General features: G+C 69.2%; 12 protein-coding genes. 10 read left to right on the top strand and 2 right to left on the bottom strand.

Annotated features, from left to right (window positions below):
- Positions 1-43: 43 nt before the first annotated feature.
- Complete coding sequence (locus ACYVIP_RS13765) at positions 44-1,057, bottom strand: GDSL-type esterase/lipase family protein (RefSeq protein WP_460395968.1); 1,014 nt, start codon at positions 1,055-1,057, stop codon at positions 44-46.
- A gap of 372 nt (positions 1,058-1,429) precedes the next feature.
- Between ACYVIP_RS13765 and ACYVIP_RS13770 the strand changes: the two genes are divergently transcribed.
- Entirely contained in the window at positions 1,430-2,488 is a 1,059-nt protein-coding gene (locus tag ACYVIP_RS13770) for a saccharopine dehydrogenase family protein (protein WP_460395970.1), read from the top strand.
- A gap of 51 nt (positions 2,489-2,539) precedes the next feature.
- Here the strand turns inward: ACYVIP_RS13770 and ACYVIP_RS13775 are convergent, their stop codons facing one another.
- Entirely contained in the window at positions 2,540-3,313 is a 774-nt protein-coding gene (locus tag ACYVIP_RS13775; RefSeq protein ID WP_460395972.1) for an alpha/beta hydrolase, read from the bottom strand.
- Positions 3,314-3,354: 41 nt separating this feature from the next.
- Here ACYVIP_RS13775 and ACYVIP_RS13780 point away from each other — a divergent pair, with 41 nt between their 5' ends.
- The 9 genes from ACYVIP_RS13780 (at position 3,355) to ACYVIP_RS13820 (ending at position 15,561) form a co-directional block, all read left to right on the top strand.
- Complete coding sequence (locus ACYVIP_RS13780; protein WP_460395974.1) at positions 3,355-5,019, top strand: aldehyde dehydrogenase family protein; 1,665 nt, start codon at positions 3,355-3,357, stop codon at positions 5,017-5,019.
- 151 nt (positions 5,020-5,170) lie between these two features.
- Positions 5,171-6,523: a TrpB-like pyridoxal phosphate-dependent enzyme gene (locus ACYVIP_RS13785; protein ID WP_460395976.1), complete on the top strand. Its 1,353-nt coding sequence runs from the start codon at positions 5,171-5,173 to the stop codon at positions 6,521-6,523.
- Between the two features lie 13 nt (positions 6,524-6,536).
- Positions 6,537-8,087: an NAD(P)/FAD-dependent oxidoreductase gene (locus ACYVIP_RS13790; RefSeq protein WP_460395978.1), complete on the top strand. Its 1,551-nt coding sequence runs from the start codon at positions 6,537-6,539 to the stop codon at positions 8,085-8,087.
- The gene (locus tag ACYVIP_RS13795) at positions 8,074-9,525 is read left to right on the top strand and encodes a flavin monoamine oxidase family protein (RefSeq protein WP_460395980.1); all 1,452 of its coding nucleotides are present in this window, start codon (positions 8,074-8,076) and stop codon (positions 9,523-9,525) included. Before ACYVIP_RS13790 ends, ACYVIP_RS13795 begins: the two co-directional genes overlap by 14 nt.
- Entirely contained in the window at positions 9,518-10,651 is a 1,134-nt protein-coding gene (locus ACYVIP_RS13800; protein ID WP_460395982.1) for a hypothetical protein, read from the top strand. The genes ACYVIP_RS13795 and ACYVIP_RS13800 overlap by 8 nt, the downstream gene beginning before the upstream one ends.
- On the top strand, positions 10,648-11,034 hold the full coding sequence (locus tag ACYVIP_RS13805; protein WP_460395984.1) for a hypothetical protein: 387 nt from the start codon (positions 10,648-10,650) through the stop codon (positions 11,032-11,034). Before ACYVIP_RS13800 ends, ACYVIP_RS13805 begins: the two co-directional genes overlap by 4 nt.
- Before the next feature lie 76 nt (positions 11,035-11,110).
- Complete coding sequence (locus tag ACYVIP_RS13810) at positions 11,111-12,424, top strand: flavin-containing monooxygenase (RefSeq protein WP_460395986.1); 1,314 nt, start codon at positions 11,111-11,113, stop codon at positions 12,422-12,424.
- A 6-nt stretch (positions 12,425-12,430) separates the two neighbouring features.
- Positions 12,431-14,137, top strand: a complete 1,707-nt coding sequence (locus tag ACYVIP_RS13815; protein WP_460395988.1) for a class I adenylate-forming enzyme family protein — start codon at positions 12,431-12,433, stop codon at positions 14,135-14,137.
- Positions 14,138-14,157: 20 nt separating this feature from the next.
- Positions 14,158-15,561, top strand: a complete 1,404-nt coding sequence (locus ACYVIP_RS13820; protein ID WP_460395990.1) for a flavin monoamine oxidase family protein — start codon at positions 14,158-14,160, stop codon at positions 15,559-15,561.
- The last annotated feature ends 44 nt before the right edge of the window (positions 15,562-15,605 follow it).

Below are 15,605 nucleotides of genomic sequence, written 5' to 3' on the forward strand. Positions count from 1 at the left end.
GGTCCGCCAGGTCGGTGACCCGGCGGACCGCACGAGCGAACAGCTACGGGTTCGGGATGATCGCGTGCAGCATGCCGTCGGCACCTTCCTGGCAGAAGCCGTCATAGGCGCTGGCCTCGACGAACTCCGTCATGCAGTTGCCGAGCTGCTTGTGCCCGTCGGCGTTGATGTGGAAGGACTCCGCGGCGAGAATCTTCTCCTCGGGAGTCAGCTGGCCGCTCACCAGCTTGTACGGGTCGACCTTGATCCGGGTCTGCCACTCGATGGACGGGTCGTCGTAGCCCGCGCAGGCCTCACGCTCGTTGGTCGCCTCACCGAGGTCGAGGTAGTTGGCGCCCGAGTCGTAGGCGACCTGCCGCAGCGCCGCGTTCAGCTGCGGCAACGCCTCCCGCTTGGCCCAGGCCGCGTCCCGCAGACGGAACGGGCAGCCGCCGATCTGGTCGCTGGGCACCATGTACTGGGTGATCGGCGAGGCGTAGGAGGTCAGCACCAGGTTGTAGGAACCGGAGCTGTAACCCGCGTTGCTCATCGCGGTCTTCACGTCGGTGAGGGCGGCCCGGACCTTCGGCGCCATCGCGGCCATCCGCGACGGCCACACCGAACGCAGCGCGGTGGCGCATTCGGGCTTGTCCGGGTTCAGGTAGGCGGAGATGCAGGCGGCCACGGTGCCGGAGAACTGCGGGTCGTCGTTGGAACCGACCCGCACGATCACGGTGGTCACCTGGTAGTCGAGGGCGATCTCGCCGAGGCGCTTCGCCTGCGAGCCCTCGGTGTAGTGCACGGGTCCGTTGAACGCGACGTGCTCGGCCCGCGCGCCGGAGCAGGCGATGTTGATCGTCTTCTCCGCCAGGTCCGTGTGGTGCACCAGCGCGTTCGCCGAGCGGTGGCAGAAGTTGCCGTTCTCCCCCTTGGTGCCGGCCACGTAGTCGCCTGCGCCCTCCCCGGAGATCCCGTTGTCGCCAAGCGAGACGACGGCGGTCGGCTTGGCGATGACGTACTCGTCGTCGGCGCCGACCGCGGCCGGTGTGCTGACCAGAAGCGAGCCTGCGGCCAGCATCGAGCCTAAGACAATACTCAGGACTCTGGGTGACATACGGACAGATCTCATGACCTCACCTTGGGGTGTGTGTTTGGAATGCCGACGCGAAGCTGTCGAAGGCTTGTGGCGTTACCGTAGCCAGTCGTCAACGCGTCGGATATAAGCCGAACGGACGTTAGTCCCTGGCCGATCGGCGGCCTCGAGGCGGTGCCGATCACTCCCGAGACCAGCTGTCATTACTCACAGCAACCCTGGTAGCGGAATCAGCTCGACGCCTCGAGTCACAATTTCCGAACGGAATGAGTGATTCGAATGTGGCCAGCCAATGAATCGGGAGCAGATTGACCAAAACCGTTCGCGCGACGGTGGCCCACCGTTAAGGTGGCCGGCATGACGGAGACTGCCTGGCTCCTTTACGGCGCGAACGGCTACACCGGAGAGCTGATCGCCCGCGAAGCCGCCAACCGTGGCCTGCGCCCGATCCTGGCCGGCCGCAACGCGTCCCGGATCGCCGCCCTGGCCGCCGAACTCGGCCTGGAACACCGCGCGTTCGACCTCGCCGACCCCGAGGAGATCGCCAGCGGGCTCACCGACGTCGACATCGTGTTGCACTGCGCCGGACCGTTCTCCGCCACCAGCGCGCCGATGGTCGAGGCGTGCCTGCGCACGGGCACGCACTATCTGGACATCAGCGGGGAGATCGAGGTGTTCGAGCACGCTGCCACCCGGCACGCGCGGGCGCGGCGCGACGGCGTGGTGCTGTGCCCCGGAGTGGGTTTCGACGTCGTCCCCACCGACTGTGTCGCGGCACGACTGCACGAGGAACTGCCGACCGCCACCGCGTTGAAGCTCGGTTTCGACGTGCCTTTCCGGCTGTCGCCCGGCACCTTCAAGACGATTGTCGAAGGCCTGTCCAGCGGCGGGCGCGTGCGGGTCGACGGCCGGATCATCGCGGTGCCCCAGGCCTGGCGTACTCGGCGCATCGATTTCGGCGCCGGGGAGAAACTGGCCATGACCTTCCCCGCCGCGGACGTGTCCAGTGCCTTCCACACCACCGCGATCCCCGATATCGAGGTCTACGTGCGGGTCCGGCCGACACAGCTGGGGGCGGTGCGGCTGGGCAACCTGCTGCGCCCGGTGCTGGCCAGGCCGACCGCGCAGCGGGTACTCAAGTGGCTGGTCGCCAGGACCGTGCGCGGCCCGGCGACCGCCGCCCGCGACGCGCGACCGGTGCGCGTGTGGGGCGAGGTCACCGATGCCGAGGGCGAACGCCGCACCGCGCGCATCACCACCGCGAACCTGTACAGCATCACCGTCGACGGCGCGTTGGCCGCCGTGGACGTGCTGCGCGGCAACCCGCCGGCCGGCGGCTATCTCACCCCGGCGCAGTTGCTCGGCGCGGACGTGGTCACCAAGTTGCCCGGCTCCGGTCCGCTCACAGTGGACTGACCGTGAGCCGACCGCGCCGGGCTCGAGGCGGCCTCGAGTGAGTCACGAGCCTTACCGGGCGGGCCCGGTGATCCGGTCGACGAAGGCGATGCTCTCCTCGAAGATCTGCTTGGCGTCGTTGTCCAGCGTGGCGAAGTGGTAGCTGTTCTCCAGCCGCCGCTCGATGACCTCGCCGGAGGACACCAGGTTGATGATGTTGCGCGCGGACTGCGGATCCACCAGATGGTCCTCGACGGACCGGAAGAAGATGATCGGCGCGGTCACCCTCGGCAGGTAGGAGCGCACCTTCGACCGGCCGGCCATCAGTGACGCGGCGGCCTTCAACGGCAGTCGGGGGTAGAGCCAGTCGGTGACGCCGGGCTTCTTGATGTCGTTGACCATGCCGGGAGCCGAGGACAGCACGTTTTTCAGTACCGCGACCGCGGTCGCGTCCTTGCGCGTGTTCATCACCGACGGGTTCACCAGGATCACGCCCGCGACCCGGTCCTTGCGCTCGGCGGCCAACTGCAGCGACATACCACCACCGAAGGAATGGCCGCCGACCAGAACGTGATCACAGGTTCGCTCGAGCTTCTCGAAGGCGCGGTTGAGCTCGCCGTACCAGTCCGTCCACGTGGTCCGGTTGAGCTGCTGCCAAGTCGTGCCGTGACCAGGAAGCTGTGGCACCTCGACGGCGTACCCCCGAGCGGCAAGCGCCTCCCCCATTGGTCGCAGACAGTGTGGGCTTGAAGTGAATCCGTGACTGAGCAAAACACCGATTTTACGACCGCCAGTTAATTCGGCACGAGCGGTTTCCGAGTAAGGCTCGAGCGAATACTCCGACATGTTGCCTCCTGAAATGAAGATGTTGTCCGGGTTGGCTCGCCATGCTAGCCTCGGCAGCCTACTCTGCAGGGGAACTTCTCTCAATCCACCATTTTGCATGCGACAGGAGGATTGTCGTGCTCAGTTATGCGCCGTATATCGACGGTAAAGATGCTGAGGGGGTCGGCTGGACGTATGTCGCGAAAGCGTCTGCTTATCTCCGGGACTCCCGGGGCACCTTTCGGATGAAGCGCCAGCTCGAACTGGGTAAGAGCGCCGAAATTCCGGAGGAGATCGTCGGCCGGGTCGCCCGCTGCAACGCCGAGCACGCTCGTCTTGCCGTGCGCGCGGCGCGGGCCGCCAGCCGTGAATTCGGGCGCACGCCGCTCGCCACGCGCGCCAAAATGCTGAATGATATTCACAATGCGGTGGTCGCCCGGGTCCGGGAATTCGAGGACCTGCTGGTCGCCGAAGGTCACCCCCGCCGGCTCGCCCGCTGGGAGATCAGCGGTGTGTTGCGCGGCTGCGACCCGGCCACGATCGAGTGGTACACGAAACAACTACATCAGACCTATGAATTCAAGGGCCGCACGGTCGAGCTGGTCCGCAAGCCGGACGGCGTGGTCTGCATCAACCCGCCGCAGAACGCCGCCGGCTCCAACGCCGGTCTGGGAATTCTCGCGCTGCTCGCCGGCAACACCCTGGTGATCAAGGCGCCGCGGTCCTCACCGCTGAGCGTGGCCTGGTTCTACCGCGAGATCGTCATCCCGGTGGTCGAGCAGTACGGCGCTCCCGCCGGCACCGTCAACGTGATCTCCGGTGGTGCCAACGAGGTTCTCGACGGCTGGCTGGCCGACCCCGACGTGGACGACGTGTTCTTCTTCGGCGACAGCGTCTCCGGCCTGCGCCTCGGCGAGGAGTGCGTGCGCCGGGGCAAGAAGCCGATCCTGGAGCTCGCCGGCAACGACGGGTTCGTGGTGTGGCGCGACGCCGACCTCGACGCGGCGGCGCGGGCGCTGATCGAGAGCTTCTACGGGTCGAGCCAGATCTGCATGGTGCCCAAGTACGCCGTGGTGCACCCCTCGGTCGCCGACGAGTTCCTGGACAAGCTGATTCCGCTGGTCAAGGCGTTGCAGCCGGGCTTCCCGGAAGACGAGACGACGCTGCTGTCGCCGGTGCTGAAGACCGACAAGTACTTCGACTTCCTCTCCGAGGCACGCGAGTCCGGCGCCACCATGCTGTGCGGCGGCCGGCGGGTCGACGTCCACGGCGAGGAGGCCGCCGACGGGGTGTTCGTGCAGCCGACGGTGATCCGGGTCGACGGCCTCGCGGACTCCCGCAAGCTGTCGGCGGTGCGCGAGGAGACGTTCTTCCCGCTGCTGCCGGTAGTGGTGCCCGACGCCGGCGACCCGACCGAGGACACCGAACTGCTGGCCACCATCATCGAGTTTCTCGATGACAACGAGTACGGCCTGCGTAACTCATTGTGGACCGGTTCCCGGGAAATCGCGGACGAGGTCGCCAGTTCGATCAACAACGGCGGCATGCTGAAGATCAACGACTCCCACATCGGCTTCACGTCCTACCTCTCCACCCACGGCGGCACCGGTAAGACCGGCGGCGTCTTCGGCGAGATGAATTTCGTCGGCCTGCGCACCAGCCATGTACAGGGCATCTCCTGGGGAAACGGTGACCCACAGCCGCTGGACGAACTCGTCACCCGCTGACCCGGCACACGTGCGGTAATTCCTCGATCACCGCATGCTGATCATGCTCAAGCCTGACTCGAATCCGGCTTAGAGATACCAAAGAACGCGAACTCACCCCTAACCACCGCCATAGGATGGCGTCCTGGTTATCGGCAATTCTGGAGGGACCATGAAGCCAGAGGGAATTCTTGAGCGAGTCGATCTCCCGGTGGATCGCATTCCTACTCGATGGTACAACGTCATTCCGGATTTACCACGCCTCCCTGAGGAATATGTCGATCCAGCCACCGGAAAGCCGGTTACCAGGGAGTTCATGGACCGGCTGCTGACGCCGGCCATGTCCGCCCAGGAAAGATCGTCCGAGCGCTGGATCGCCATTCCGGAGCCGGTGCGCAACGCCTATCAGATGTGGCGTCCGACGCCCCTGGTGCGGGCGGTCGCGCTGGAGAAGGAACTCGACACTCCCGCGCAGATCTGGTTCAAGTACGAGGGCACCTCGCCCAGCGGGAGCCACAAGCTCAACTCCGCGCTCGCACAGGCCTACTACGCCAAGCGCGACGGCATCAAGCGGCTGGTGACCGACACCGGCGCCGGCCAGTGGGGCACCGCGCTCGCCCTCGCCTGCAAGCTCATGGGCCTGGAACTGGTCGTCTACATGATCCGGGCCAGCTACCACCAGAAGCCCTACCGGCGCCACCTGATCGAGACCTACGGCGCGGAGGTCCGGCCGAGCCCGAGCAACACCACGGAGTTCGGCCAGAAGCTGCTCGCCGTGGATCCCGACCACCCCGGCAGCGAGGCGACCGCGGTCAGCGAGGCCATCGAGGTCGTCTACGACGACCCGGACAGCCGCCTGGCGGTTGGCGCGTTCTCCAACCACTGCCTGCTCCACCACACGGTGATCGGGCTCGAGCTGCGCGAGCAGCTGGCGATGATCGGTCGGACCCCCGACTACCTGGTCGCCTCGGTCGGCTGTGGCTCCAACCTCGGCGGCTTCGCCAACCCGTTCGTCGAGGACAAGCTCAACGGCGCCGACATCCAGATCCTGGCCGCCGAGCCGGAAGCCTGCGCCACGCTGACCAACGGCGAGTACCGGCTGGACTACGCCGACGCCGAGGGCAAGGCGCCGGCCGCCTACACCTACACGCTTGGCCACGACTTCGTGCCGCCGCCGATCCACGCCGGTGGGCTGCGCTACCACGGTTGTGCCCCGCTGGTGGGTCTGCTGCGGCACGAGGGCCTGCTCGACGCCAAGGCCTACCCGCAGACCGAGGTCTTCGCCGCGGCCAAGACCTTCGCCCAGCTGCACGGCTACCTGCCGGCACCGGAGAGCGCGCACGCCATCCGCGCGGTCATCGACATCGCCAGGGAGTGCAAGCAGACCGGCCGCGAGGCCACCATCGTGTTCAACTACAGCGGCCACGGCCTGCTCGACCTCGGTGCCTACGGCCGCTTCAACGAGGGCCTGCTCCAGGACGTCGAGGTCGAGGACTTCTCCACGCCGGAAAAGCTTCCGGTCTAGGACGGAGTGGGCGATGTCGACAACAATCCGGGCAACGAACGAGGTCGGGAGGACGGCCGCGAGCGCCCACTTCGACGTGATCATCGTGGGTGCCCGCTGCGCCGGCTCCTCGCTGGCGACCCTGCTGTCCAGGGCCGGCCTGAAGGTCGTCGTGGTCGAGCAGGCGACCTTCCCCAAACCGACGCTGTCCTCGCATCTCATGGAGGCCGACGGGCTGTCGTTCCTCCAGCGGCTCGGGGTCCTCGATCCGGTGACCCAGACCGGGGTGCGGTTCCTGAAGCAGGTCGATCTGCGACTCAACGAGTTCCGGATCAACACCCAGTGGCCGTTGCGGTTCGACGACGTCGGCGGGGCGGCGTTCCTGCGCCGCCACCTGCTCGACTCGATCCTCGCCGAGGCGGCGATCGAGGCGGGCGCCGACGTCCGGATGAACACCAAGGTCGTCGAGGTGCTGTGGGAGAACCAGCGGGCGGCCGGCGTCCGGGTACGGAGCAACAACAAGGACACGTTGCTCCGTGCCCCGCTGGTCGTCGGCGCGGACGGGCGGACCTCGACCATCGGCTACATGGTCGGGGCACGCAAGTACAACGTGAACCCCAGCCAGCGCTCGTACTACTTCACCTTCTTCGAGGGCGCGAACCCGGCGGCCGACGACACGTTCGTCTTCCACCGGTGGGGTGACCGGATGGTGTGGGCCGGGCCGGCCGACGGCGGGCTCTACCTGGTCGGGGTGTCCCCCGAGCAGCACGAGCGGGACTACTTCCGCCACCACACCGATCTCGGGCTGCTCGCGCACATGCGCAGTTGTGACGCGACCGCCGAGGCGCTGGCCGACGCGCGGATCGCCACCGAGATCTCCGGCATCAGGAAGTTCGACGGCTACTTCCGGCAGGCCTCCGGGCCGGGCTGGGTGCTGGTCGGCGACTCCGGGCACTTCAAGGACCCGGCCGTCGGCCGGGGCATCGGCGATGCCTTCCTACAGGTCGAGGCGTTGGCACCGGCGATCATCGCGGGCCTCGACCCATCCGGCGACGAGCTGGACACCGTGCTGTCGCGGTGGGGCTCCTGGCGCGACGAGCGGTTCAAGAGCTACTACTGGCTCGCGGCCGACGTCGGCAAGGCGGGCGCGTTCCCGTCGATGGTCCCCGAGGCCGTGCGGCGGCTGCAGGAGCGCGGCGAGTTCGACAAGTTCCTCGACCTGTTCAGCCACCGCACGGACTACTACGAGGTGCTGCCGCTGCGCGATCTCGGCCTGGCGACCGGAAAGCGGTTGCTCAACGGGCGGAGCAAGCGGTTGCCGCTGGTGCGGGAGGCCATCACGCTGCTGGCCGGGGAACCGCGGCGGCGCTGGATCAACCGCAGGCCCTCGCTCAAGTCCCCGGAGGTCACCCCGGCCCCGCTGGACCGCCGCCGGCCGCCAGAGGACACCGCGCCGGCCCCGGAATCCACCCCGGCCCCAGAGGCCGGGCCACCGGTCGCGGTGATCAAGGAAGCAGCCAAGGAAGCGGTAAAGGACGAAGCCGTAAAGGAAACAGCCAAGGCGGTGCGTAATGGCACCCGCTGAGCCCGACATCGACGCGACGCACGTTGGCGACGAGCCGAACCTGGAAGCCGACGCCATCGTGGTCGGCGCCGGTCTGGCCGGACTGACCGCCACCCGGGAACTGACCAGGGCGGGCTGGACGGTCCGGCTGCTGGAGGCCAGGGACCGGGTCGGCGGCCGGCTCAAGGGCTACGACCTCGGGCACGGCAAGGCCGTCGACCTCGGCGGGGAGTACTTCGGCGACAAGAGCACCGCGATCGCCGAGACCGCGCGCTCGGTCGGCGTCGACCGGTTCACCACCTACGACGACGGCGCGCGGGTCGCGTTCATCAACGGGAGACGGTTCGAGTACTCGGGCCTGATCCCGTTGAAGCTGGGCGCGGTGGCCCTGCCCGACTTCGGTCGGGCGGTGCTCAAGCTCGAACGGCTCGCCCGCACCGTGCCGCCGGACAAGCCGTGGACCGCGCCCAACGCGCAGTGGTTGGACAGCCAGACGTTCTGGTCGTGGGTGCGGCGCAACGTGGCCACCGCGCCGGCCCGCGCGTTCCTCACCATGGCGGTCGAGGCGGCCTACTGCGCCTCGCCCGCCGACCTGTCGCTGCTGCACGTGCTCACCTACGCCAACGCCTCCGGCGGGTTCCGCTACCTGCTCGAGGTGACCAAGGGCATCCAGCGCTACCGGTTCGACGGCGGCGCGCACAGCATCCCGAACAAGCTGGCGGCCACGCTGTCCGACCAGCTGCGCACCGGCGCCGTGGTGCGCACGATCGCGCAGCGGTCGGACTCGGTGGTGGTCAGCGGCCCCGGGTTCGCCGCACGGGCGCGGTACGTCGTGGTCGCGCTGCCGGTGACGCTGGCCGGCCGGATCGCCTACGAGCCGGCGCTGCCGGGCTTCCGCGACCAGCTGACCCAGCGGATGCCCGCCGGGTCGGCGATCAAGTGCCTCGCGGTCTACGACGAGCCGTTCTGGCGCGCTCAGGGCCGTAGCGGCCAGGTGACCAGCACCGACGGCCCGTTCCGGGTGGCGTTCGACACCTCGCCGGCCGACGGCAGTCCCGGCGTGCTGTCCGCGTTCGTCACCGGCTCGGCGGCCAGGGCGCTGACCGTGCTGCCGCCCGACGAGCGCCGGTCGGCCGTGCTCGACGGTCTGGTCAAGGGGCTCGGGCCGCAGGCGGCACGGGTCGTGGACTTCGTCGAGCAGAACTGGCTGGACGAGGAGTTCACCCGCGGCTGCTACCACGGCTACGCCCCGCCGGGCACGCTGACCGCCTACGGCCCGGCGCTGCGCGCGCCGATCGGCCGGATCCACTGGGCGGGCACGGAGACCGGCGTCCACCAGATGGGGTCCATGGGCGGCGCCATCGACTCGGGGAACCGGGCGGCGGGCGAGCTGCTCGCCAGGGCCGCGGGCGAGCGGCCGGCCAGCAGACCGGCAGAGGAGCTGACCCACCATGGCTAGTCGCGCGAAGAAGGCCCCGACGCTGCTCATCGTCGGCGGCTACGGCCTGGTCGGCGCGCAGGCGGCCCGCATGTTGCGCCAACGCCACCCCGACCTCGGCATCGTGCTCGGCGGCCGCCGGCCGGCACAGGGGCGGGCGCTGGCCGAGTCGATCAACGCCACCACCGTCATGGTGGACACCAGCGCTGACAAACCGCTCGCGGCGCTGTCGGCCCAGCCGAGCGCGGTACTGGCCGCGGTCAGCGACCCGGTCGACCAGCTGCTGATCGACGCCGCCCGCCAGGGCCTGCCCTACGCGGACATCAACCGTGGTGGGCACGCGAGCGTGCTGGACGCCACGGTCTCGGTGGCCGGCACCGCGCCGACCGCGCCGGTGCTGTTGTCGGGCAGCTGGATGGCGGGGGTGGCCGCGCTGCTGGCCGCCGCCGTGATCCGCGAGCTCGGCGAGGTGCTGCGGGTCGACATCACGGCGCTGGCCTCCTCCGACGACGAGGTCGGCAAGGACTCCCAGGGCTTCGGCCAGCGACTGGCCTGGCCGTACTACCCGATGCGGCACGGCAGGCGGCAGACCGCGCAGCCGCTGACCGGCGTGCGCCGGGTGCTGTGTGCCGACGGCAACGAACGACCGGCCGCGCTGGTCGGCACGCTGGAGCAGATCACGCTGCCGCGCACGCTCGGCGTGCCGACCGTGGAGACCCGGTTGGCGTTGCAGGATCCGGCATCGCTCTACGCCCTGATCGGGCTCAAGCGGACCGGTGCGCTGCGCGCGCTCACCCGGCCGGCGTTGCGGCGCACCCGGTCGGCCCTGCTGGAGCGGCCGGGCACCGGCGACTTCGCCGGCATCACGGTCACCGCGGAGGGCCCGGCCGGCACGGCCCGCGTCGACGTGCTCGACCACCAGGGACAGGCGCATCTGAGCGCGGTCGGCGCGGTCTGCGCGGCCGAGCGCGTGCTCGGGCTGGCCGGCCACCGGCTGCCGGCCGGGCTGTCGTTTCCCGAGCAGTCAGCCGAACCCCGCGCCGACCTCGCCGCGCTGCGGGCGGCCGGCGTGATCGTCCGCCAGAGCGGCTTCGCGGCGGACAGCAACCCCATCCATCACGGCACCAACGAGGTAAGCCCAAGATGAGCAACAGCAAAGTTCCCGCCCTGCTCCTGAGCGCCTTGCGGGCAGCGGGCGGCGGCGCCATCATCGCGCCGTCGGTCGGCGCCAAGGTGTTCGGCATCAAGGACGACGGCGAGGGCAAGTACCTGGTCCGCCTGTTCGCCGCCCGCAACGTGGCCTTCATCGCCGGTCTGCTGCTGAGCAAGGGCAAGGCCCGCCGGCTGTGGTACCAGGCCGGCATCGCCTGCGACGCGCTCGACGTCGGCGCCGGCCTGATCGCCTACCGCGAGGGCAAGCCGCCCAAGTCGGCGACCGTCGACACCGGCATCGCCCTGGTCGCGACCCTGCTCGGGGTGGCCGGTGTGGTCGCGGACCGTAAGCGGGGTGCGGTCGCCAGTGACGAATGACAAGACGAATGACAAGACAACTAACACGACAGACACGACGACAGACAGGACAACTGACACGAGTGACCGCGTCTGTGTGATCGGCGCCGGGTCGGCGGGCATCGCCATGTGCCGTTCGCTGGTACTGCGCGACATCCCGTTCGACTGCTTCGAGCGCGGGGACGGCGTCGGCGGCCTGTGGCGCTACACGCCCGGCGGCGACAGCTGTGCCTACGCCTCGCTGTCGGCGAACACGTCCAAGACGGTCATGGAGTACCCCAGCTTCCCGATGCCGGAGGAGATGCCGCCCTACCCGCATCACTCGCACGTGGCGCGGTACTTCGACGACTACGTGGACAACTACGGGCTGCGCGAGCACATCCGGTTCAACACCGAGGTGACCCGGGTCGAGCAGGCCGATGGCGGCGGCTGGTCGGTGACCCTGGCCGACGGCACGACCACCTGGTACCGCGCGGTGCTGGTGGCCTCCGGCGGACGCCACGGGGTGCCGGCCTACGCGCGCTACGAGGGCACGTTCACCGGCCGGGAGATGCACTCGTTCGACTACGACGGCCCGGAGGAGTTCGCCGGCAAGACCGTCGTGGTCCTCGGGCTCGGCGCCACCTCGGCCGACATCGCCACCGAGGTGTCGCGGGTGGCCGGGGAGACGCACCTGTCGGTGCGCACCGGCCACTACGTGGTGCCGAAGATCCTCGAGGGCAAGCCGATCGACAAGCTGTCCCCGTTCATGAAGAAGCTCTCGGTCGAGCAGCGCCGGCCGTTGATGACGTTGATGCTCAAGCTGGTGCACGGGGACATGTCGGCCTACGGCCTGCCGTCGCCACCGTACAAGCCGGGGCAGGGGCCGCTGATCTCCACCAGCGAGTTCCTCCCCAGCATCATGCACGGCCGGATCAGCCCCAAGCCGGTGATCGAGTCCGTCGACGGGACGAAGGTGCGCTTCGCCGACGGCCAGATCGTGGACGCCGACGTGCTCATCCACGGCACCGGCTACCGGATCGCCTACCCGTTCCTCGACGACCAGATCGTCGGCGACGGGGACGACGCGCCGCCGCTGTACCGGATGGCCGTCCCGCCGGAGATCGAGGGACTGTACTTCGTCGGGCTGCTGCACTCGATGACCTCGCTCATGCCGGTCGCCGAGCACCAGTCGGAGTGGATCGGCGACCTGCTCGCCGGCCGGGTCGCCCTGCCGCCGCGCGGCCACATGTGGTCGGAGATCCGCCGCTCCCGGCGCCGCCAGGACAAGCGCTTCTACGACTCGTCCGGGCACCTGCTCGTGGACCCCCGAGAGTACGAACGACTGCTCGACGCCGAACGCCGCAAGTTCGCGACGGCGGGCGCGACCAACGGAGCCGGGGCGAGTCCCTGGCAGCGCAGGAAAAGGTGAGACACGATGTCCACGACCGAACAGGCACGCAGGTCCGCCGTCGCACTGTCCGACCGGCGCACCACCGTCCCGAAGATGCTCCGCGCCCAGTTCGCGCCCAAGCGGGTGTCGCTGTTCAAGCCGGTCAACGTCGGCCTGATGGCCGAGCTGGCGGCGAACCGGCACGGCCGGGTGCCGATCTATCTCGACCAGCCGTTCACCTGGGACCCCCAGCAGCGGATCGAGCTGGACTACGTCGAGGTCGCCACCCTGGTCGAGCAGATGTCCGCCGCACTGGCGCAGGCCGGGGTCACCAAGCGGGACCGGGTGGTCATCCTCAAGTCGCCCAACTACGACATCCAGTCGCTTGCCTGGGCCGCGGCCAGGATCGGCGCCATCCCGGCGCTGCTGTCGGCCAGGCTGGACCCGAACATCCTGCAGATCCTGCTGGAGCGCATCGACGCCCGCTTCATCGTCACCGACCCCGAGGTCGCCGCCCGCGTCGGGCTGACCGCGCAGCGGCTGCGGGAGCTGAACTGCACGGCCATCGCGTCCATCGACGGCGGGATCCCGGTGGCCGACCTGTGGGGCGGCCCGATCCCGGCGGCCAACCCCGGCCGTAACGACGAGCCGATGATGATCACCCACACGTCGAGCACGACCGGGGTGTCCAAGCTGGCCGAGGCCTCCGCGACCGGGGTCGGGTTCTCCGCGTTCATGGAGTCGGTGTTCCCGTTCCTGCACTCCCCCGAGGACCTGTTCGCCAGCGTGATCTCGCACGTGCACGTGCGCGCGGCGGTCACCCAGCAGGCGGCCTTCTCCCGGGGCACCCCGCTTTTGGGCATCGGCGGCCACGACGACGCCACGATCGTCGACCTGTTCAGCCGGTACCGGCCGACCCTCGTGGAGGGTCACCCGAACGCCTATGTCGGCTGGGAGAAGCAGATCGACCACCCGTCGTCGCCCTTCGCCAGCGTCCGGCTGTTCATGAACACCTTCGACGCCATCCACCCGCGCACCATCCGGCGGCTGCTGGAGGCCTCGCAACGGGCCAACCCGGTCTGGTACCAGTGCTACGGGATGACCGAGGTGCAGGTGGTCACCGTTCGGCCGTACACGCTCGGCTCCACCAAGCGGGCGGGCGACCGGGACTCCCGCAGCGTCGGCTGGATGGTCCCCGGGGTCAGGGCACGGATCGCCGACCCGGACACCGGCAGGCGCCGCGCCGACCAGGGCGAGCCCGGCATGATCCAGGTGAAGTCACGGGCCAGGGCGCTGTCGTTCGTCGGCACGCCGGAGAAGTACTGGGACCGCCGCCACGGCAAGTGGTTCGACACCGGCGACTGGGGCCGCAAGGGCAAGGCGGGCCAGCTCGAGGTGCTCGACCGGGTCGCCGACCGCATCGCCGGCGTGGACAGCTGCCTGCAGCTCGAGGACGTGCTGATGAGCCGGATCCCGGACGCCGAGGAGATCGTGGTGGTGCCCGACGAGCAGGGCGTGGCGACCCCGGTGGTCTGCATGCGCGACGGCAAGGTCCTCGACCCGCAGACCTGGGACACCGCCTCGGCAGGCCTGGCCGGTCTCGGCAAGCCGTTCGAGGTCACCCCGGAGCAGCTGCTGCACACCGCGACCGTCAAGCCCCGGCGGTACCTGATCACCGAGATGATCAAGAACCACCGGCTCGGGACGTCCGAACCGATCCGTCAAGACGTCGTCCTGCGTGACGGTGCGTGAAACCAGCTGGAGGGGATGAAGTGCAGGACGTACGGGAGAACCCGAAGATCGAAGTGGACGTCGTGGTCGTCGGCGCGGGCTTCGCCGGCATCACGGCGGCCAGCGAGCTCAAGCGGGCCGGCTACCAGGTCGCGCTGCTGGAAGCCAGGGACCGCCTCGGCGGCCGGTCGCTGAGTCACCCGATCGGTGAGGGCAAGATCGTCGAGCTTGGCTGTGAGTTCCACGGGCAGCCCAACGCGGTCAGCGCCCGGATGGCGGCCTCGCTGGGCATCGGCTCGCAGAAGGTGTACGACGACGGCTTCAAGCTGATCGAGACCGGCAGCAAGCTCACCCGCTGGAAGGGCTCGATCCCCAAGATCAGCCCGCTCGCGCTGGCGGACTTCGGGCAGGCCGCGCTGCGGATCGAGCGGATGCGCAAGGAGGTCCCGGAGGAGTCGCCGTGGACCGCGCCGCACGCCGCGCAGTGGGACAGCGAGACCATGTGGTCCTGGACCAGGCGCAACATCAGGACCAGGGAAGGCCGCCTGCTCATGCGGCTGCTGATCGAGGCCGGCATGGCCGCCTCGCCCACCGAGGTCTCGGTGCTGCACGTGCTGAACTACTCCAACGGCACCGGCGGTTTCCGCGCGACGACCTCGGTCACCGGCGGCACGTTGGAGAACCGCTTCGCCGGCGGCTCGCAGAACGTCGCGCTGCGGATCGCGCAGAGCGTGCGGGACGAGACCTATGTCAACGCGCACGTGCGCCGCATCGAGCACACCGAGGACCGGGTCCGGGTCAGTGGCCCCGGGTTCGAGGCCACCGGCAGGCGGGTGGTGGTCGCCGTGCCGACCCCGCTGGCCGGACACCTCGACTACGCCCCGGCGTTGCCGGAGAGCCGCGTCCAGCTCACCCAGCGGATGACGATGGGCGCCGCGATCAAGTACCTGGTGCTCTACGACGAGCCGTTCTGGCGCACCGACGGGATGAGCGGGATGGCGATCAGCTTCACCAGCCCGTTCCGGGCGGTACTGGACGGCAGCCCGCCGGACGGCTCCCCCGGGGTGCTCACCGTCTTCGTCACCGGCCCGCCCGCGCACACCATCGCCAAGCTGCCGCAGGCCCGCCGACGGGAGCTGCTGCTCGGCCAGCTCGGCCGCTATTTCGGCAAGCGCGCGGAGAAGCCATACGAGGTCATCGAGCAGAACTGGATGGCAGAGCAGTTCACCCAGGGCTGCTATCACGGGTACGCCCCGCCCGGGCTCTACACGGAGTTCGGCCCGGCGCTCAAGGAACCGGTCGGCCGGATTCACTGGGCGGGCGCGGAGACCGTGCCCGTCGAGTACGGCTCGATGAGTGGGGCGATCTATTCCGGGCGGCGAGTCGCGGCCGAGATCGCCGGGCACGAGGCCAAGAGCAAGAAGACGTCCGCAGTCATCGCGTGAAACCGCTCGTAGGAACAGCGCCATGATTCTGTGATCGTCGGGCA

It is taken from the genome of Actinophytocola sediminis (assembly GCF_054779715.1).